The sequence below is a fragment of the Alterinioella sp. B-7 genome, assembly GCF_056857775.1.
The window spans coordinates 87243-106968 of record NZ_JBSXNT010000023.1 but is presented as its reverse complement, the minus strand read 5'-3'; the positions used below and the strand labels follow the sequence as shown (position 1 = coordinate 106968).

The window sequence follows — 19726 nt, the reverse complement described above, 5'->3', positions numbered from 1 at the left end:
AGGGTCCGGGCGCGCGTCAAGGTTTGGCGGTTTGGGCAGGTCTATTGCCCCATATTTGGTGAGGCATTTGGGTGGATACCCCGGCGCAGAGTGAGGCAACTTCTCCGTTGATGCGGTTGATGTCGTTGAGATTGCGCCGGAAATGGCGGACCATCGGCACTTTCGGACTGGTCATCCTGGGCCCCGTTCTGGCGCTGTCGACCTTCTTCATTCTCGGGCCGCTGGCCGAAACCTCAACCTCGCCCGCGCTGCGGCTGATTCTGCTGGCCGACATGGTCTATATCCTCGTGGTGGCGGCCCTTGTCCTCTACCGCGTGACCAAGATGGTGGCTGCGCGCCGCGCCCGGTCGGCGGGATCGCGCCTGCATCTGCGGCTGACGGGTGTTTTTGCGCTGGTCGCGCTCTTGCCCACCATCCTGATCGCCGTCTTCGCCACGATCACCGTCAATCTGGGGCTTGAGGGCTGGTTTTCCGACCGGGTGCGCTCGGCGCTCGGCCATTCCGTCGAGGCCGCCTATGCCTATGAGGAAGAACACCGCGAGGATCTGGCCGCCGATGCCGAGGCGCTGGCGCAGTTCCTCGACATCAACCGCCGCGCGACGCCGTTCCTGGCCGATGGCGACCTGCGCCAATTGCTCAGCCAGGGCCAGCAGGCGATCCAGCGGGGCCTGCGCGAGGCCTTCGTGATCGACGGGGTGGGCGAGATCCAGGCGCGCGGCGAACGCAGCTACCTGTTTGATTTCGAACAGCCCTCGGAGGAAGATCTGGCCCGCGCCGCCGCCGGCGAGACGGTGCTGATCGAGGATCGCGACGTGAACGAGTTCCGCGCCCTCATCCGGCTGGACGCCTTCGCCGACCGCTACCTCTATGTCAGCCGCGAGGTCGATGGCCAGATCATCGCGCTGCTCGATGAGACACAGGAAACCGTCGGCCTCTACCGGCAACTGGAGAGCGAACGGGGCCAGTTCCTGTTTCAGTTCGGCCTGATCTACCTGGGCTTTGCCGTCATCCTGATCCTGGCTGCGATCTGGCTTGGCCTGTGGTTCGCCGAACGCCTGTCGCGCCCGGTGGGCCGTCTGGCGGGCGCGGCGCAGCGGGTGGGGATCGGCGATCTTGACGTGCGCGTGCCCGAGGAGGCAGGCGAGGACGAGATCGCCATGTTGGGCCGTCTCTTCAACCAGATGACCCGGCAATTGAAGGGCCAGCGCGACGCCCTGATCGAACAGCACGAGGAAACCGAAACCCGGCGGCGGCAGTTCGACAGCGTGCTGACCTCGGTGACTTCGGGCGTGATCGGGCTGGACGCCGAGGGCCGGGTCGATTTCATGAACCGCTCCGCCATCAAGCTGCTCGACCTGGTCGAGGCGCGCGACCACGGGCTGACCCTGTCGGTCGCGGTGCCGGAATTTGCGGCGCTGTTCGAGAAACTGCGCGGGCGCGGCGCCCAGGTGGTGCAGGAGGAGACCAAGATCACCCGTGGCGGCACACAGCAAAGCCTGCTGGTGCGCATGTCGATGCGCCGCGACGAGGATGACGCGCTGGAGGGCTACGTCGTGGCCTTCGACGATGTGACCGACCTGGTCAGCGCGCAGCGCATGGCGGCCTGGGGCGACGTGGCCCGGCGCATCGCGCATGAGATCAAGAACCCGTTGACGCCGATCCAACTGTCGGCCGAGCGGGTGCAGCGCAAGTTCAGCCGCCTGCTGGAGGAGGCCGACGCCGAGAAGCTGCGCGAGTTGACCGGCGTGATCGTGCGCCAGACCGGTGATTTGCGCCGCATCGTCGATGAATTCGCCAAGTTCGCCCGGATGCCGGAGCCCGAGCGCGCGCCCGACGACATCGCGCAACTGCTGACCGACGCGGTGACCTTGCAGGAGGCGGGCCAGCCCGATATCCGCTTTGTCACCGACATCCCCGATCATCCCGTCCCCGCCGAGATCGACGCGACCATGATCCTTCAGGCGTTGACAAACCTGATCAAGAACGGCGGCGAAGCGATTGAATCCTTGCAGGAAAAAGGCGCGCCCGAGGGGCATGAGCCGGAGCTCAGGATCAAGATGGCGCTGGCCCCAGAGACGGTCGAGATCACCATCAGCGACAATGGCATCGGCCTGCCGCCCGACCGCTCGCGCCTGTTCGAGCCTTACGTGACGACACGCGAGAAGGGCACCGGGCTTGGCCTGCCCATCGTCAAGAAGATCATCGAGGAACATGGCGGCACGCTTGAGCTGCTGGATGCGGAGCCGTTTTCCGAGGGCGCGCATCAAGGGGCTGCGGCGCGGGTCGTGCTGCCGCGCCTCACGGAGCAAGAGGGAGAGGAAAGTTGACCGATATTCTGGTTGTCGATGACGAACGCGATATCCGCGAGTTGATCTGCGATATCCTTGAGGATGAGGGCTTTGCGACCCGCATGGCCTCGAACTCGGACGAATGTATGGCGGAACTGACGCGCGAGCCGCCCGGCATGATGATCCTCGATATCTGGCTGAAAGACAGCAACATGGACGGGATCGACATCCTGTCCACTGTCAAGCGCGACAATCCCGGCGTGCCGGTGGTGATCATCTCGGGCCATGGCAATATCGAGATCGCGGTCGCGGCGATCAAGCAAGGCGCGTTCGACTTCATCGAAAAGCCCTTCAATATCGACCAGCTCATGGTGGTGATCCGCCGCGCGATGGAGGTCAGCCGCTTGCGCCGCGAGAACTCGGCCCTGCGCCGCCAGGACAGCGGCGGGGATGAGATGATCGGCGGCGGTGCGGCCTTCAAGCTGTTGAAAAGCCAGCTCGACAAGGTGACGAAATCCAATGGACGGGTGATGCTGACCGGGGGGCCGGGATCGGGCAAGGAGATCTCGGCGCGCTACATCCACGCCCATTCCGCCCGCGCCGATGCGCCCTTTGTCACGGTCAATTCCGCCTCGATCATCCCCGAGCAGATGGAGGAGGTGCTGTTCGGCCGCGAAAGCCCGGAACGCGGCGTCGAACAGGGCTTGCTGGAACAGGCGCATGGCGGCGTGATCTTCTTCGACGAGGTCGCGGACATGCCGCTTGGCACCCAGTCCAAGATCCTGCGCGTGCTGGTCGATCAGAGTTTCACCCGCGTCGGCGGGGCCTCCAAGGTGCGCGTCGACCTGCGGGTCGTGTCCTCGACCACGCGCAACCTGACCGAGGAGATCGCCGCCGGACGCTTCCGCGAGGAGCTCTATCACCGGCTGAACGTGGTGCCGATCGACGTGCCGAGCCTGGAGGAACGGCGCGAGGACATCCCCGACCTCGCGCGCCATTTCATCGAACGGTTCAACCGCGACCAGGGCCTGCCCCTGCGCGCGTTGGGGCCGGATGCCGAGGCGATGCTGCAAACCATGCGCTGGCCCGGCAATATCCGCGAATTGCGCAACGTGATCGAACGCGTTCTGATCCTGGGCGATGGAACCGGCCCGATCGAGGCGCGCGACCTGCCGGGGCAGGTGGCCGAGGCGGGCGATGACGATGTGGCGCTGTCCACCGGTCTGACCACGTTGCCGCTGCGCGAGGCGCGGGAGCTTTTCGAGCGCAAATACCTGATGGCGCAGATCAACCGCTTCGGCGGCAATATCAGCCGCACGGCCAATTTCGTCGGGATGGAGCGCAGCGCGCTGCACCGCAAGCTGAAATCGCTCGGCGTCGTGACCACGAACAAGGCGGGCGCCCGCGTGGCGCAGGTGGGCGAGAGCCAGGAGGGGTAGGGGATGCGCGGGGTCGATCCCCGCGCGGGACAAGCGCCATCGACGGCGCGTCCCTCATGGCGGCGCGCGCCACCTTCCCCCGGCCTCGGGCCGGTCCCGCGCCACTGGCTCCTTCAGCTTGAGATTCGCCGATCCGGCAGGGCGAGAGGGCGGGCAGATCGCTATCACGCGGATCATGGCAACATGTCCATTCGCGGGGGGATCACCATCCGAGCAGCGATGCCGGCAAGGCGAAAGCGCGCGCAATTGACCTTGGCCCCTGTCTCTGCCATTCAGAACGCCCGGGCCGGACCATCCGGCCATCACCCGAAGGGCAGGGGCGGATGAAGGTCATCATTTGCGGCGCGGGCCAGGTCGGCTGGCAGATCGCGCGCCATCTTTCACGCGAAAACAACGACGTGACGGTGGTCGACAACAACCCCGACCTGGTGCGCCGGGCCACCGACACGCTGGACGTGCAGGGCATCACCGGCTTCGCCTCCTATCCCGATATCCTGGACCGCGCCGGGGCGCGCGACGCCGACATGGTGATTGCCGCGACCTTCTCGGACGAGGTCAATATGGTGACCTGCCAGGTGGCGCATTCGATCTTCGCGGTGCCGCGCAAGATCGCCCGTTTGCGCGCGCAAAGCTATCTGACGGCGATCTATTCCGACCTCTACCGCCGCGAACACCTGCCCATTGACGTGGTGATCAGCCCCGAGCGCGAGGTCGCCAAGGCGGCGCTGCGCCGTCTCAATTCCCCTTCCACCTTCGAGGCCGAGGACTTCCTGGGCGGCGAGGCGCGGCTTCTGGGTATTCGCCTGGACGCCGATTGCCCGGTGCTGAACACGCCGCTGAAACAGCTCTCCGAGCTATTCTCGACGCTGCGCGCCATTGTCGTCGGCGTCCGGCGCGACGGCAACCTGATCGCCCCCGATCCCGGCGATCAGCTGTTCGCCGAGGATCAGATCTATGTCTTCACCCATGAAAGCGACACCGCCCGCACGCTGGAGATCTTCGGCAAGCCGGTGAAACGCCCCGAGCGGGTGATCATCCTGGGCGGCGGCAATGTCGGGCTTGGCGTGGCGCAGGAGCTGGAGGCAAGCTCGACCCGCATCCGCGCCCGCATGATCGAGATGAACCGCGCCAATGCCGAACGCGCGGCGGATGCGCTGAGCCGCACCATCGTGCTGCATGGCGACGGGCTGGACGTGGACATCCTGCGCGAGGCGGGGGTGGAGCGCACCGATGCCGTGCTCTGCGTGACCTCGGATGACAAGACCAACCTCCTGGCCTCGGTCCGGGTGAAATCGCTCGGCGCGAAAATGGCCATCGCGTTGGTCAACGACCCCACCATGGTGCCGCTGATGGAAGCGCTGGATATCGACGCCTATGTCAATCCGCGCGCGACGACCGTGAGTTCGATCCTGCGCCATATCCGCCATGGCCGGGTGCGCGGCGTCTATTCCATCGGCGATGCCGAGGCCGAGGTGATCGAGGCGCAGGTGCTTTCGACCTCGCCCATTGCCGGAAAGGCGATCCGCGATATCGACTTTCCCGAAGGCGCGCTTCTGGGGGCGGTGCGCAAGGGCGGCAAGGTGGTGCGCCCGACCGGATCGCTGCGCATCGAGGAGGGTGACACGGTGGTCATCTTCGCCCTGTCCAAGGACGTGCCGGGGGTGGAGGCGCTGCTCAGGGTCTCGGTCGATTTCTTCTGAGCCATGATGCAGTTTCTCGCCAGAATGCCCCTCCTGGTCGCCTTCACCGGCATCGCGGCGCTGGCGATGCTGGTGCCCGCCGCGATGGCGATGGCGACCGAGGATTTCGAGACCGGGCGCACCTTCCTGTATTCGGCGCTGTTCTTCCTGGTGCTGACCCTGCTGATGGGTTTTGCCACGCAAGGGGTGCGCCCCGTCACCTCCTCGCGCACACATCTTCTGTGGCTGATCGCGGCCTATGTCTTCCTGCCCGTGGTGCTGGCGGTGCCGCTGAATGACGCGGTGCGCAACACCACCTTTTTCAACGCCTATTTCGAAATGGTCTCGAGCCTGACCACAACCGGTGCGACCCTCTTCGACCCCGCGCGCCTGGCGCCCTCGGTGCATCTGTGGCGCGCGCTGGTCGGCTGGTTCGGCGGTTTTCTGGTCTGGGCCACCGCCGCCGCCGTGCTGGCCCCGCTGTCGCTCGGCGGCTTCGAGGTGACGGCCGAGACGCAATCCGAAAACTTCGTCAGCTCCGCCGCCCAGATGCGCGCCGCAAGTCCCGGCCACCGCCTGCGCCGCACCATCCGCCTGCTGGCCCCGATCTATGTCGGGCTGACCGGGGTTCTGTGGCTGCTCCTGGTCTTGGCGGGCAAGGGCGATCTGACGGCGATCAGCCTGGCGATGTCGACCATGGCGACCTCGGGCATCGTGCCGGGCGGGGGCTTGAGCGCGGGCGGCGGCGGGGTGCTGGCCGAGGCGCTGATCCTGTTCTTCTTCGTCTTCGCGATCACTCGGCACAGTTTCAGCGACGGCCTCAGCCTCGGGATGGCGCGCACCCTGATCCATGACCGGGAACTGCGCCTGGCGCTTTATGTCACCGTCACCCTGACGGCACTTCTTTTCCTGCGCCATTGGGTGGCGACGATGGAAGTGACGGCGGGGGGCAGCGGCGGCCATGCGCTGGCGGCGCTCTGGGGCGGGTTCTTTACCGCGCTGTCCTTTGTCACCACCACCGGCTTCGTGTCGGAATACTGGGGCGCCTCGCGCAGCTGGTCGGGCCTGCCGACGCCGGGTCTGGTCCTGGTGGGGCTGGCCATGATGGGCGGCGGCGTGGCGACAACGGCAGGCGGCATCAAGCTGCTGCGCGTCTATGCCCTCTACAAGCACGGCACGCGCGAGTTGGGCAAGCTGGTGCATCCCAACTCGGTCGCGCCGGGCGGGCATCTCGGCCGCCGCATCCGCCGCCAGGGGGCCTATATCGCCTGGGTGTTCTTCATGCTCTTCGTCCTGTCGATGGCGGCCACGATGCTGGCGCTGTCCATCGCGGGCGTGGGATTCGAAAACGCGCTGGTGCTGGCGGTTGCGGCGCTGACCACGACCGGGCCGCTGGCCGCGCATGGGGCCGAAGCGCCCATCGTCTATGCCTCGCTGACGCCCGCCGCCAAGGGCATCCTCGCCGCCGCCATGATCGTCGGGCGCTTGGAATCGCTGGTCCTGATCGCGCTTTTCAGCCCGAGTTACTGGCGCCTCTAGGCCGATTCCCGCCACATCGCCCGCATCTCAAACAGCAAACCGCTGAAATCGGGGTGGAAATCCGCATCGATCCCCCGCATACTCGCCCGAGATAGAAAATTACCGTTCGGATGTAAGGACGGCAGATAACGACAGGGCGCGTGATCAATGGCGGAAAACAAGCAGAATTTGCAGGACGCATTCCTGAACCATGTGCGCAAGACCAAGGTTCCGGTGACGATCTTCCTGATCAATGGCGTGAAATTGCAGGGCGTGATCACCTGGTTCGACAATTTCTGCGTATTGCTGCGCCGTGACGGGCAATCGCAACTGGTCTACAAGCACGCGATTTCCACCGTGATGCCGGCGCAGCCGATCAACCTTTATGACGGGGAAGAGTGACCTCTTCAGAGCTGACGGACACTGACGGCCCGGGTCCGACCCGCGCCTTTGTCCTCCACCCCGATATCCGTGCCGACCGCGACCGCCGCCCGGCGGGCCCCGCGCTCGAGGAAGCCGTGGCGCTGGCCGCGGCGCTGCCCGATCTTCAGGTCGTGGGGGCCGAGATCGTGGGCCTGCCCAGGGCGCAGCCCGGACTGTTGTTCGGCACCGGCAAGATCGCCGAGTTGAAGACCCGCATCGAGGCCGCCGAGGTCGATCTTGTGCTGATCGACGGCCCCGTCAGCCCGGTGCAGCAGCGCAACCTGGAAAAGGAATGGGGCGTCAAGCTTCTGGACCGAACCGGGCTGATCCTGGAGATCTTCGCCGACCGCGCCGCCACCCGCGAAGGCGTGTTGCAGGTGGAACTGGCCGCGCTCAGCTATCAGCGCACAAGGCTTGTCCGCGCCTGGACCCACCTGGAACGCCAGCGCGGCGGATTGGGCTTCGTGGGTGGTCCCGGCGAAACCCAGATCGAGGCCGACCGCCGCGCCATCGACGACGCCATCGTGCGCATCCGCCGCCAGTTGGAGAAGGTCGTGAAGACCCGCGCCCTGCATCGCGCCTCGCGCGCCAAGGTGCCCTATCCGGTGGTCGCCCTGGTGGGCTACACCAATGCGGGAAAATCGACGCTGTTCAACCGGTTGACGGGGGCCGAGGTGATGGTGAAGGACATGCTCTTCGCCACGCTCGACCCGACCATGCGCTCATTGCAACTGCCCGACGGGGCCGAAGTGATCCTGTCCGACACCGTGGGCTTCATCTCGGACCTGCCGACGCAACTGGTCGCCGCCTTCCGCGCCACGCTGGAGGAGGTGCTGGAGGCCGACCTGATCGTGCATGTCCGTGACATCAGCCACCCCGACAGCGCCGCGCAGGCCGAGGATGTGGCCGCGATCCTGGCCGATCTGGGGGTGTCCTCCGAGGTGCCGCAGCTGGAGCTTTGGAACAAGATCGACATGGTCGCGGGCGAGGCGCGCGCCGAATTGCAGGCCATTGCCGATCGGCGGGAGGAGGTCTTTACGCTGTCAGCCCTGACCGGCGAGGGCATCGACACGGTTCTGGAGGCGATGGGCCAGGCGCTGGCACCGCCGCGCTTCGCCGAGGTGCTGGACCTGCCCTATGCAGAGGGGCGCAAGCGCGCCTGGCTGCATGAGGAAGGCGTGATCGAGGCGGAGGAGGCGGGCGAAGACGGCTACCGTATCAGCGTCAACTGGACGGCGCGTCAGAAACAGGCGTTCGGCGCGCTTTGACCTCGCGCAGGATGTAGACACGGATCGCCGAGGCAAGCCCGCTCTCGACCCCGCGTTCTACATCAACAAGGGCCGCCAATTCATTGATGGACAGGTGTTTTTCGTCCGCGATGGTGCGAAATTCCTGCCAGAACGCCTCCTCCAGGGACACCGAGGTGCGATGCCCGCGCAGGGTGAGCGATCGTTTGACGGGGCGGCCGGTCATGGCTCCTCGCGCTTGGCGCCATCAAGCTCGCGGGCGGCTTTCCTGGCCCGCGCCTCATCCAGCATCCGTTCCGCCTTGGTCCGCCCGAATCGCGCGGCATTCTCGTCGGCGCGGGCCTTCTTCTCGGCCCGCGCTTTCTCCTTCCGCGCCCGGTTCAGGTTCACCGGGGCGGCCATTCACTTCGGCCCGATCATGTCTTCGGGGCGGACCACCTTGTCAAAGGTCTCCTCATCCACGAAACCAAGCGCGATGGCCTCTTCCTTCAGTGTGGTGCCGTTCTTATGCGCCGTCTTGGCCACCTTGGTCGCGTTGTCATAGCCGATGGTGGGGGCCAGCGCCGTGACCAGCATCAGGCTTTCCTTCATCAGCTTGTCGATGCGCGGCGCGTTGGCCTCGATGCCATTGAGCATCCGCTCGGTGAAACTGTCGGTGGCATCGCCCAGAAGCTGGATGGATTGCAGCAGGTTGTAGCTCATCATCGGGTTGTAGACGTTGAGCTCGAAATGCCCCTGGCTGCCCGCGAACTTGATGCCCGCGTCATTGCCCATGACATGCGCGCAGACCTGCGTCAGCGCCTCGGCCTGGGTCGGGTTCACCTTGCCCGGCATGATGGAACTGCCCGGCTCGTTTTCCGGCAAGATCAATTCGCCAAGGCCCGAGCGGGGGCCCGAGCCGAGGAACCGGATGTCATTGGCGATCTTGTAGCACGATCCCGCCACCGTCGCGATGGCGCCTGACAGGAACACCATCGCATCATGGGCGGCCAGCGCCTCGAACTTGTTGGGGGCGGTGACGAAGGGCAGGTCGGTGATCCGCGCCATGTTGGCGGCAACCGTGGTGTCCCAGCCTTGCGAGGTGTTCAGGCCGGTGCCGACAGCCGTGCCGCCCTGTGCAAGCTCGTAGATGCCGTGCATGGCGGCCTCGATGCGCGAGATGCCCATCCGCACCTGGTGCGCGTAGCCGGAAAACTCCTGCCCCAGGGTCAGGGGCGTCGCGTCCTGCGTATGGGTGCGGCCGATCTTGATGATGTCCTTGAAGGCGTCGGATTTGGCCTCCAGCCCCTCGGCCAGTTTGGTCAGCCCGGGCAGCAGCACGTCACGGACCGACATGGCGGTGGCGACATGCATCGCGGTCGGGAAGGTGTCGTTGGAGCTTTGCCCCATATTGCAGTGATCATTGGGATGCACCGGGTCTTTCGAGCCGATCTCGCCGCCGAGGATCTCGATCGCGCGGTTGGCGATGACCTCGTTGGCGTTCATGTTCGACTGCGTGCCGGACCCGGTCTGCCAGACCACCAGCGGGAAATTGTCGTCGAACTTGCCGTCGATGACCTCCTGCGCGGCCTGGATGATGGCATCGGCAAGGCGGGCGTCCAGTTTGCCGCTTTCCTTGTTGGCCTCGGCGCAGGCGCGCTTGATGACGCCCAAGGCGCGCACGATGGCCGTGGGCTGTTTCTCCCACCCGATGGGGAAATTCATCAGCGAGCGTTGCGTCTGCGCGCCCCAGTATTTGTCGGTGGGAACCTCGAGCGGGCCGAAGCTGTCGGTTTCAGTGCGGGTTGCGGTCATCGGGGCCTCCGGAAGATAACGAAACGCGTCTGGACATGGCTATACGTGGGCGCGGCCGCGGGGGCAATGCGACCTGTTCAGCGCAGCAGCCAGACCCGTTCCGTGGCCGGGATCTTGCCCTTGAGACCACCCGCGACCTTCTCCGCGGCGTGGTCGGTCAGGGCGTAAGTCTGCCCGTAGATACGGGCAACCTCGCTTGCGTCGATGGAAAAGGGCGGGCCATCCATCAGGTTCTGGACATATTCGAAACAGATCAGGAATTGCGGCGCGGTGCCGGTGATGCGCGCCAGATGCGCACCGTATCGCGGGCGCGTGTCAAAGGGCAGGGCGACCAGCGCCGCGCGGTCATAGATGGCGTCGACGGGGCCGAGGATATTCGCGGTCAAGTCGAAGACGTCGCCGGTAAAAATGTCAATATTCTCTGCGCTGTATCGGCGCAGGTTCATGTGTTGCGTGATCCGGGGTGTCACGTCGAGATCGTCAAGGAGCTGCTCGACCGCCAATGTGCTCAACTCCACGCCCGTGACGGAATAGCCTTGCGACAGCAGCCAGCCGATATCGCGCGTCTTGCCGCAAAGCGGCAGGAAAATCCGCGCCCCCGGTTCAAGGTCGAGCGCGCCGAGATGGGCGCGCAGGAGCGCATTGGCCTGCGCCTGGTGGAACCCGATGCGGTTCTCCTGCCAACGGCTATGCCAGAAATCGGGATCGGCGGGGTTCTCACTCATTCCATGGGCCTCCGGTCGGGTTGGCAAAAGCGATAGACGCGCGCGGGCGGCAGGTTGCCCCAGATCTTGGCGCTTTTCGTCCAGGTCAGTTCCAGGGAGGCGCGCAACTCGGCACGCACCGGCGGTCTGGGGCCGTAGGTGAACTGGATGAACGGGGCGCCGGGGTCAAGATGCGCGAAACTGCCCGCGAGGATTGCGTGTTGCAGGGCCAATGGCATCGACAGCAGCGGCAGGCCGGATACCACCGCCTGCGCGCCCCGCAGCGCAAGCCCGCCGACATCCGCCGCCGAGAGGCAATGCACGTTGAGGCCCGCGAACCGCGTCTGCAGATTGTCGCAAAAGGCCGGGTTCATCTCGACCGCGTGGACCTGGTCGGGGGCGAAGCCGCGCGCCAGGATCGCGCGCGTGATGCGGCCCGTGCCCGCGCCAAGCTCGATCACCGGGCCGCGGCGAGGGTCCAGCGTCGCGACCATTTCCTCGGCCAGGGCGCGCGAGGACGGGGCCAGCGCCACGACCTGATCCGGTTTTCTGAAGAGTTGGCCCCAGAACAGGCCAAGATCGCCCGACATTGGCGCAAGACTTTCAAAAGATGTTCAAGATCAATGGCTAATGGGTCTTTCTGAACGTATCCAGGCTGACCACTTCGGCGTCGTGATGGGGGGCGTCCTCATCCTCGGGGTCGTCATCCTCGGGCGGCTCGCCATCGGGGTCGTCATGGCCTTGTGTCTCGAAACGCAGGCCAAACTCGACGGAGGGATCGACAAAGGTCTGGATCGCGTCGAAGGGGATGCGCAGGGGCTCGGGGCTGTCGCCGAAATTCAGCGTGATCGAGAACCCCTCATCATCGACGGAAAGCCCGTCGAACCAGTTCTGGATCACAATGGTCATTTCCTCGGGGTATCTATCGTGCAGCCAGGGCGCGATATCGACGCCGTCGGCGCGGGTGTCGAAGGTCACGAAGAAATGGTGCTCACCCGGCAGGCCGCGCTCGGCCACATCCGTCAGGACCGTCTGGATCAGCCCGCGCATCGCCCGGTGCATCAGGCGGCCATAGGCGATTGTGTCGGGATCCTCGGATGTCATGGGGCGCGCGGTCCTTTTGTCTCGGTGTTTTCTCCACCATAGTAGATTCGTTTCCGAAGGAAAGTGGCGCAGGTCTGTCCTGCGGGATTGATCCGCTCCGCCCTTGCGATATCGCCCTCACTCCATGGCTTTGCCCTAAAATCACCATGAAGCCGGGCGAAATCTGCGCCATACTGTTCGAGGAACGATTTTGGATACGTCTTTCGATGAGTGACAGCCGCACCGACCAGGGCGTCGGAGAGAACGATATCGCCATTGTCGGAATGGCCGCGCACCTGCCGGGATCGGCGGATGTGGCGGCCTATTGGCGTGGCTTGCGCGAAGGCGTTTGCGCAATCACGCGGCAATCGCGCGAGGCATTGCTGGCGGCAGGCGAGGCCCCGCATCTGATCGACCGGCCCGATTACGTGCCCTTCGCCGCGACGCTGGACCGGTTCGACCATGTCGATGCGGAGTTCTTCGGCCTGTCCCCGAAAGAAGCCGCCATCATGGACCCGCAGCACCGCCAGTTCCTGGAGGTCGCCTGGGAGGCGATGGAACAGGCGGGCCATCCGCCCTCGAAATTCCCTGGTCCCATCGGCGTCTATGCCGGCTGCGGCATGGGCAGCTATTTCTATTTCAACGTCTGCTCCAACCCCGACCTGGTCGATCAGACCGGCATGTTTCTGCTGCGCCATACCGGCAATGACAAGGATTTCATGACCACGCGGGTGAGCCATATTTTCGATCTGAAAGGCCCCTCGATCAACCTGCAAACGGCCTGCTCCACCTCGCTGGTGGCGACGCATTACGCGGCACAGGCGCTTCTCATGGGCGAATGTGACATGGCGCTGGCGGGCGGCGTGACCATCGAATTGCCGCATGCGCGCGGGTATCTCTTCAAGGAGGGCGAGATCCTCTCGCCGGACGGGCAATGCCATGCCTTCGATCACCGCGCGCAAGGCACGGTCTTCGGCTCCGGCGCGGGCTGCGTCGTGTTGCGGCGCGCGGAGGACGCGATCCGCGACGGCGATCATATCTGGGCGCTTGTCAAGGGCTCGGCGATCAACAATGACGGGGCCGACAAGGCGGGCTACCTGGCGCCCTCGGTCGGCGGTCAGGCCGAAGCGATTGCCGAAGCGCAGGCCGTCGCCGGAACCCCCGCAGACACCATCGACTATGTCGAATGCCACGGCACCGGCACCTATCTGGGCGACCCGATCGAGGTTGCGGCGCTGACCGACGCCTTCCGGCGCACCACGCGGGCCGAGGGGTTCTGCCGCATCGGCAGCGTGAAGACGAATATCGGCCATCTCGACACGGCCGCCGGGGTGGCCAGCCTGATCAAGACCGCGCTCAGCCTGCATCACGGCGAGATTCCGCCGTCGCTCGGCTTCGAAAAGGCCAACCCGGCGATCGGTTTCGACGGCTCGCCCTTCCGGGTGAATGACAGGCTGACGCCTTGGCCCGAAACCGATCATCCGCCACGCGCGGGGGTCAACTCGCTCGGCGTCGGTGGCACCAATGCGCATGCCGTGCTGGAAAAAGCGCCCGCGCGCGCGGCGTCCGAGCCATCGGACTGGCCGTTCCAGCTGTTCTGCCTCTCTGCCCGATCCAAGGGCGCGCTGGAGGGCAATGCCGCCAACCTCGCGGCGCATCTGCGGGACCACCCGGAGCAAGACCTCGCCGATATCGCCTGGACGCTGGCAGAGGGCCGCCATGGTTTCGACCGCCGCCGCGTCGTGGTGGCCGCAAGCCATGAGGAGGCGGCGCAGCTTCTGGAAGAAAACGACCCCCGCCGCGTCTTCACCCATAGCGCGATGGAAGCGCCCGAGATCACCTTCATGTTCCCCGGCGGCGGCGCGCAATACGCGGGCATGGCGCGCGATCTCTACGAGACCGAGCCGGTCTTTGCCGACTGGATGGACAAGGGGCTGGACCTGCTGGCGCCCAAGCTCGATTTCGATATCCGCGCCGTCTGGCTGCCCGAGGCAGGCGAGGAGGCGAAGGCCGAGGAGCGGTTGCGCAAGCCGTCCGTCCAGCTTCCGCTGATCATGATCGTCGAATATGCGCTGGCGCAGCTCTGGATGTCCTGGGGCGTGGCCCCGAAGGCGCTGATCGGTCATTCCATGGGCGAGAACACCGCCGCCTGCCTGGCCGGTGTGATCGGCTTCGAGGATTGCATCGGGCTGGTGCATCTGCGCGGGCAACTGATGGACAGCGTGGAGCGGGGCGGGATGCTGTCCGTGGCGCTTTCGCCCGACGACTTGCGCCCCCATCTGGGCGAGGATCTGGACCTTGCGGCAGTGAATGGCCCCGCGCTCTGCGTCGCCTCCGGCCCCGATGCCGCGCTGGACGCATTGGCCGCGCGGCTCGATGCGCAGGAGATCACCAACCAGCGCATCGCCATCGACATCGCCGCCCATAGCCGCCTGCTGGACCCGGTCCTGTCGCGCTTTGGCGCCTATCTGCGCAAGATCACCCTGACCCCGCCGCAGATCCCGTTCATCTCGAACCGGACCGGCGCGTTCATCACCGACGCCGAGGCCACCGATCCCGACTACTGGGTGCAGCACCTGCGCGGCGCGATCCTCTTCGCGGAGGGGCTCAAGACCCTCGCCGCCACCCCGAACCGCGCCTATATCGAGGTCGGTCCCGGCAAGGCGCTGTCCTCGCTCGCCGGTCAGCACCCCGATATTGACGCGGGCCAGGTGCTCTCGACCCTGCGCCATGCCGATGACGACACGCAAGACGATGCCTATTTCCTGGCGCAACTGGGCCGGATCTGGGCCGTCGGCGGCCATTTCGACTGGGGGCAATACTGGGGCGCGGCGCGGCGCAACCGCGTTGTCCTGCCCACCTACGCCTTCCAGCGCAGCCGCTATTTCATCGAACCGGGGGCGGCGCGTGAGGTCAGCGACGACTGGCTGATGCGCAATGACGATCCCGACACATGGGGCTGGCGGCCCGTCTGGCAGCCCACCTATGCGCCCTGCGCGGTGGACGTGGCGGGCGACCTGGCCGATGCCCCGCAGGAGACCTGGCTGATCTTCTCCGATGATACCGGGCTGGCCGAGGCCGCCGCGAAACGCCTGTCGGATGCGGGCCAGACCGTGACCCTTGTGCGCCCCGGCGATGCCTTCGCCAAGACGGCGGATGGCTACCTGCTGCCGCCCGAGCGCGGGCGCGAAGGCTATGACCAATTGCTGCGCGCGCTGGCCGCCGCCGACACATTGCCCACCCGCATCGCGCATCTCTGGCTGGTGACGGAAGGGACCGGCCACCGCCCCGGCTCCTCCTTCTTCCATCGCTGCCAGGAACAGGGGTTCTGGAGCCTCTTCTACCTCGCGCAGGCCTGGGCCGATGAGGGCAGCGGCCCCCTGCATATCGACGTGATCACATCGGGCGCGACGCAGGTCCGCGACGAGGCTCTGCCGCATCCCGAGAAATCCACCATCATGGGCCCCGCCCGCGTCATCCCGCGTGAATTTCCGGGGCTGACCTGCGCCGTTCTGGATATCGACACAGGCGACAGGGACGCCGCGCTGGAGGAACTTCTGAGCCCGCCCACCAACCGCATCGCCGCGCTGCGCAAGACGAAGCGATATGAGGCGACATGGCGTCCGACCTCTCTGCCTGGGGCCGAATCGCTGGAGATCAGCGATCACCCCACCGTGCTGCTCACGGGCGGGTTCGGCGGCATCGGCACCTCGGTGGCCCATGCGCTGATCACCCGCCACCAGGCCCGGATCGTGCTGATCTCGCGCAATGCCCTGCCGCCGCGCGCGCGCTGGCAGACCCTGCTGGCCAATGCCGCGCCGACCGACCGCACCGCCGCCCGCATCCGCGCGGTGGAACGGCTGGAACAGGCCGGCGGCGAGGTGCTGACTCTCTCTGCCGATGTCTCCAATATCGAGGAGATGCGCAGCGCGCTGACCATGGCCGAGACGCGCTTCGGCAAGATCAGCGGCGTTGTCCACGCGGCGGGCGTGATCGACGACGCACCGATCCTGGGCAAATCCTCGCTGTCCATCGAGGATGTGTTCACGCCGAAGGTCCACGGGGCCCAGGTGCTGGATCAGCTTTTCCCCGATGGCGCGCTGGACTGGATGGTGCTGTTTTCCTCCAGTTCCACCGCCACCGCGCCCGCGGGCCAGGTCGATTACGTCGCCGCCAATGAATATCTCAACGCCTACGCCAAATCGCGCAAGGGCGACCGCACGCGCGTACTGGCCATCGACTGGGGCATCTGGTCCGGCGTCGGCATGGCCGCCGAGGCGATGCAGGCCCGCGTGGCCGAGCCGCCCGCGCCGGTGCCCGTCGACCTGCCGCTACTCGACGCTGCCGGGTTCGATGCCGATGGCAACCGCGTGTTCATGGCGGCGTGGGTGCCGTCCGAACGGTGGGTATTGGACGATCACCGGACCCGCGCGGGCGATGCGCTGCTGCCGGGGACCGGCTACCTGGAACTGGCCGCCGAGGCGCTGGCGGGGCAGGGCGAGGATCAGCCTTTCGAGATAACCGACCTGTGGTTCCTGCGCCCGCTGAACACGCCCGACGGGGCGGCGACGCAGATCCGCCTGACCCTGCCGCGCAGCGACAGGGGCTACACGATGACGGTCGAGGCGGGCACGGGGCGCGGGTGGAACGTGACCGCCGAGGCCGCGATCAGCCTGCTGCCGCTGACCCCGCCCGAGCCAATGGACATTGCCGCGATCGAGGCCCGGATGGGCCCGCCGATTCGCGCGCAGGAGGGTGCCTTGACCTCACCGCAGGAGGGGCATCTGCGCTTTGGCCCGAATTGGCGCGTGCTGCGCGAAACGCGGCTTGGGGATGGCGAAGGGCTGGCCCGGCTCTCGGTCGATACCCCCCGCGACATGGGGCTGCATCCGGGCCTGATGGACCTGGCGACGGGATGGGCCATGGACCTGATCGCGGGCTATGATGGCAGTGCGCTCTGGGTGCCGGTCAATTACGCATCCGTCAAGGTTTTCAAACCTCTACCTGGCGACGTTATCAGCCATGTCCGCAATGCCGGGAGCAATGAGGCCAGCGCGCAGACTGCCAGTTTCGACATCACCCTGGCCGCGCCCGATGGCACCGTCTGCGTGGACATCTCCGGGTTCACAATCCGGCGGATGCAGGGCGATATCCGTTTCGCCAGCGCATCGGCCAAAGCCAGTGAGCCCACCGGCCCGCGCCCGCTCTCGCCCGCCGAGGAACGCCTGCGCCACTCCCTCGCTCAGGGCATCCGCCCCGATGAAGGCGCCGAGGCCTTCCTGCGCGCGCTCGCTTCGGATCATGCGCAGGTGGCGATCACCTCGCTGCCGCTCGATGCGCTGATCCGTCAGGCGGAGCAGGACAGTGTCGAGACCACCGGCGAGGCTGGTTTTGAGCGCCCCGATCTCGACAGCGATTTCGTGGAGCCCGAAGGCGAGATCGAGACAAAACTCGCGGGCTTCTGGCGGGATCTTCTGGGCGTGGGCCAAGTCGGGGCCGAGGACAGTTTCTTCGATCTCGGCGGCCATTCCCTGATTGCCGTGCGCCTCTTCGCGATGATCAGGAAGACCTGGGGGATCGACCTGCCGATCTCGGCCCTGTTCGAGGCGCCCACCATCCGCAAATGCGCCGATCTGATCGCCGCGCAGGGCGTCGACACAAGCGAGGCGCGCGCGCCAGCGGGCGAGGAGCCGCAACGCCGCTTCACCCACCTTGTCCCGATGCACCAGGGCGAGGGCGGGCCGCGCACGCCATTCTTCCTGGTCGCGGGCATGTTCGGCAATGTCCTCAACCTGCGCCACCTGGCCCATCTTCTGGGCACCGACCGGCCTTTCTATGGGCTGCAGGCGCGGGGCCTGTTCGGCGACGCCGCGCCGCACCGCTCGATCAGGGAGGCCGCGCGCGACTACATCGCCGAGCTGCGCCAGATCCAGCCGCACGGGCCATACATGCTCGGCGGGTTCTCGGGCGGCGGCATCACGGCCTATGAGATGGCGCGGCAGCTTTCCGAGGCCGGCGAGGACGTCGCGGCGCTGGTCATGCTCGACACGCCCCTGCCGCAACGCCGCGCGCTCAGCCGTGCCGACCGTATCGCGATCCAGATGGCCGAGTTGAAATCGGGCGGATTTGCCTATCCGTTCCAATGGCTTGCGCGTCGGATCAGGTGGGAGATCACCAGGCGCCGGGCCCAGGTGGACGCCACCGGGGAGACGCCGCAATTCCACAACGCCGCGATCGAGGCGGCCTTCCTGGAGGCGGTCGCCGCCTACCAGCTGGAACCCTGGACCGGGCCGCTCACCCTCTTCCGGCCGCCGTTGCGCGGCAAGTGGCAGGTGGCCAGGGACCGCCTGATCAACTCGGAACGCGCCTATGTCACGCCCGATAATGACTGGACCGAATGGGCCCCCGCGCTCGAGGTCTACGAGGTGCCCGGCGATCATGACAGCATGGTGCTGGAGCCCAATGTACGGGTTCTGGCCGCCCGCATAAAGCGCGTCATCGACGCCGCCGACCGCGCCCGTGATGTCGCGCAGGCCTGGGAGGGCAGCCATGCCGCGGAATGAGCCGGTGCTGCTGACCGTGATCCTGAACTGGCGCACGCCCGAAATGACGCTGCGCGCCACTGATGCCGCCTTGCGCGAGATGGAGGGGATCGCGGGCGAGATCACCATCGTCGACAATGACAGCCAGGATGGCTCGTTTGAGAGGATGCAGGAAGAGGTCACGGCGCGCGGCTGGTCCCGCGTACGCGTCCTGCAATCGGGCCGGAATGGCGGCTTCGGCGCGGGCAACAATGTCGGCATTCGCGCCGGGATGGCGGATGGCACGGCGCCCGATTACATCTATATCCTAAACTCGGACGCCTTCCCCGATCCGGGTGCGATCCGGGCCTTGCTGACCCATCTGGAGGCGCATCCAAAGACCGGATTCGCGGGCAGCTATATCCACGGCGAGGATGGCGATCCGCACCTGACGACCTTCCGTTTCCCCTCCATCGCCAGCGAGTTCGAGGGCGCGATCCGGCTTGGCCCTATCAGTCGCTGGCTGAAGGCCCGCGCCGTGCCGGTGCCGATCCCCGAGGCGACCACGCGCGTCGATTGGCTTGCCGGGGCCAGCCTGATGATGCGGGCCGAGGTGCTGGAGGAGACAGGGCTGTTCGACGAGGGCTTTTTTCTCTACTTCGAGGAAACCGACCTCTGCCATCGCGCGAAGAACGCCGGGTATCCCACGGATTTCGTGCGGGAAAGCTCGGTCACGCATATCGGCTCCGTCTCGACCGGCATGAAGGAATGGCAGGCCGTGCCTGAGTATTGGTTCGCCTCGCGCAGGCGCTATTTCAGCAAGACGCATGGCCGCGCCTATGGTGTGCTGGCGACGCTGGCCCATGTCGCGGGGGGCGGCTTGCATCGTCTGCGCTGCCTGGTCACGGGACGCAAGCCCGCCGACCCGCCGGGTTTCCTGCGCGATCTGATCGCCCATGAATTTCGCCGGCCCGCGCCGCAAGCCCCCCGAACGCGGTCCGATACCGCGCCTGTGAACGGAGTATAGATC

Annotated in this window: 14 protein-coding genes; 8 read left to right on the top strand and 6 right to left on the bottom strand. The window is 66.3% G+C overall.

Annotated elements, in window-relative coordinates; translation table 11 throughout:
* The first annotated feature begins 110 nt into the window (after positions 1–110).
* From AC13C7_RS04265 to hflX, 6 genes are all read left to right on the top strand, one after another.
* Positions 111–2327, top strand: a complete 2217-nt coding sequence (locus AC13C7_RS04265) for a sensor histidine kinase NtrY-like (protein ID WP_482866752.1) — start codon at positions 111–113, stop codon at positions 2325–2327.
* Positions 2324–3727, top strand: coding sequence for a nitrogen assimilation response regulator NtrX (ntrX, locus tag AC13C7_RS04260; RefSeq protein ID WP_482866699.1), 1404 nt, complete (start codon positions 2324–2326; stop codon positions 3725–3727). The genes AC13C7_RS04265 and ntrX overlap by 4 nt, the downstream gene beginning before the upstream one ends.
* Positions 3728–4050: 323 nt before the next feature.
* Complete coding sequence (trkA, locus tag AC13C7_RS04255; RefSeq protein ID WP_172319313.1) at positions 4051–5427, top strand: Trk system potassium transporter TrkA; 1377 nt, start codon at positions 4051–4053, stop codon at positions 5425–5427.
* A gap of 24 nt (positions 5428–5451) precedes the next feature.
* Positions 5452–6945: a TrkH family potassium uptake protein gene (locus AC13C7_RS04250; protein ID WP_235952642.1), complete on the top strand. Its 1494-nt coding sequence runs from the start codon at positions 5452–5454 to the stop codon at positions 6943–6945.
* 147 nt (positions 6946–7092) lie between these two features.
* A complete protein-coding gene (hfq, locus tag AC13C7_RS04245; protein WP_025312876.1) occupies positions 7093–7326 on the top strand; it encodes an RNA chaperone Hfq in 234 nt (77 codons plus the stop codon).
* The gene (gene hflX, locus AC13C7_RS04240) at positions 7323–8615 is read left to right on the top strand and encodes a GTPase HflX (protein WP_482866698.1); all 1293 of its coding nucleotides are present in this window, start codon (positions 7323–7325) and stop codon (positions 8613–8615) included. The genes hfq and hflX overlap by 4 nt, the downstream gene beginning before the upstream one ends.
* On the opposite strand, the gene AC13C7_RS04235 is transcribed toward hflX, so the two are convergent.
* The 6 genes from AC13C7_RS04235 to AC13C7_RS04210 all read right to left on the bottom strand — a co-directional run bounded on the left by AC13C7_RS04235 (position 8572) and on the right by AC13C7_RS04210 (position 12196).
* Entirely contained in the window at positions 8572–8820 is a 249-nt protein-coding gene (locus AC13C7_RS04235; RefSeq protein ID WP_474888026.1) for a ribbon-helix-helix domain-containing protein, read from the bottom strand. The two genes, hflX and AC13C7_RS04235, sit on opposite strands and share 44 nt — an antisense overlap.
* Positions 8817–8996, bottom strand: coding sequence for a DUF4169 family protein (locus AC13C7_RS04230; protein WP_482866697.1), 180 nt, complete (start codon positions 8994–8996; stop codon positions 8817–8819). Before AC13C7_RS04230 ends, AC13C7_RS04235 begins: the two co-directional genes overlap by 4 nt.
* On the bottom strand, positions 8997–10388 hold the full coding sequence (gene fumC, locus AC13C7_RS04225; RefSeq protein ID WP_482866696.1) for a class II fumarate hydratase: 1392 nt from the start codon (positions 10386–10388) through the stop codon (positions 8997–8999).
* 77 nt (positions 10389–10465) lie between these two features.
* Positions 10466–11113: a thiopurine S-methyltransferase gene (tmpT, locus tag AC13C7_RS04220; protein WP_482866695.1), complete on the bottom strand. Its 648-nt coding sequence runs from the start codon at positions 11111–11113 to the stop codon at positions 10466–10468.
* Entirely contained in the window at positions 11110–11682 is a 573-nt protein-coding gene (locus tag AC13C7_RS04215) for a class I SAM-dependent methyltransferase (RefSeq protein ID WP_482866694.1), read from the bottom strand. Before AC13C7_RS04215 ends, tmpT begins: the two co-directional genes overlap by 4 nt.
* 37 nt (positions 11683–11719) lie before the next feature.
* Positions 11720–12196 carry an SspB family protein gene (locus tag AC13C7_RS04210; protein WP_482866693.1) on the bottom strand — a complete coding sequence of 159 codons (477 nt, stop codon included), beginning with the start codon at positions 12194–12196 and terminating at the stop codon, positions 11720–11722.
* 206 nt (positions 12197–12402) lie between these two features.
* Between AC13C7_RS04210 and AC13C7_RS04205 the strand changes: the two genes are divergently transcribed.
* Together AC13C7_RS04205 and AC13C7_RS04200 are read left to right on the top strand one after the other, a co-directional pair.
* Positions 12403–18738 (top strand): type I polyketide synthase, encoded by a 6336-nt coding sequence (locus tag AC13C7_RS04205; protein WP_482866692.1) that lies wholly within the window; start codon positions 12403–12405, stop codon positions 18736–18738.
* Positions 18725–19723: a glycosyltransferase family 2 protein gene (locus AC13C7_RS04200; RefSeq protein WP_482866691.1), complete on the top strand. Its 999-nt coding sequence runs from the start codon at positions 18725–18727 to the stop codon at positions 19721–19723. The genes AC13C7_RS04205 and AC13C7_RS04200 overlap by 14 nt, the downstream gene beginning before the upstream one ends.
* Positions 19724–19726 lie beyond the last annotated feature (3 nt).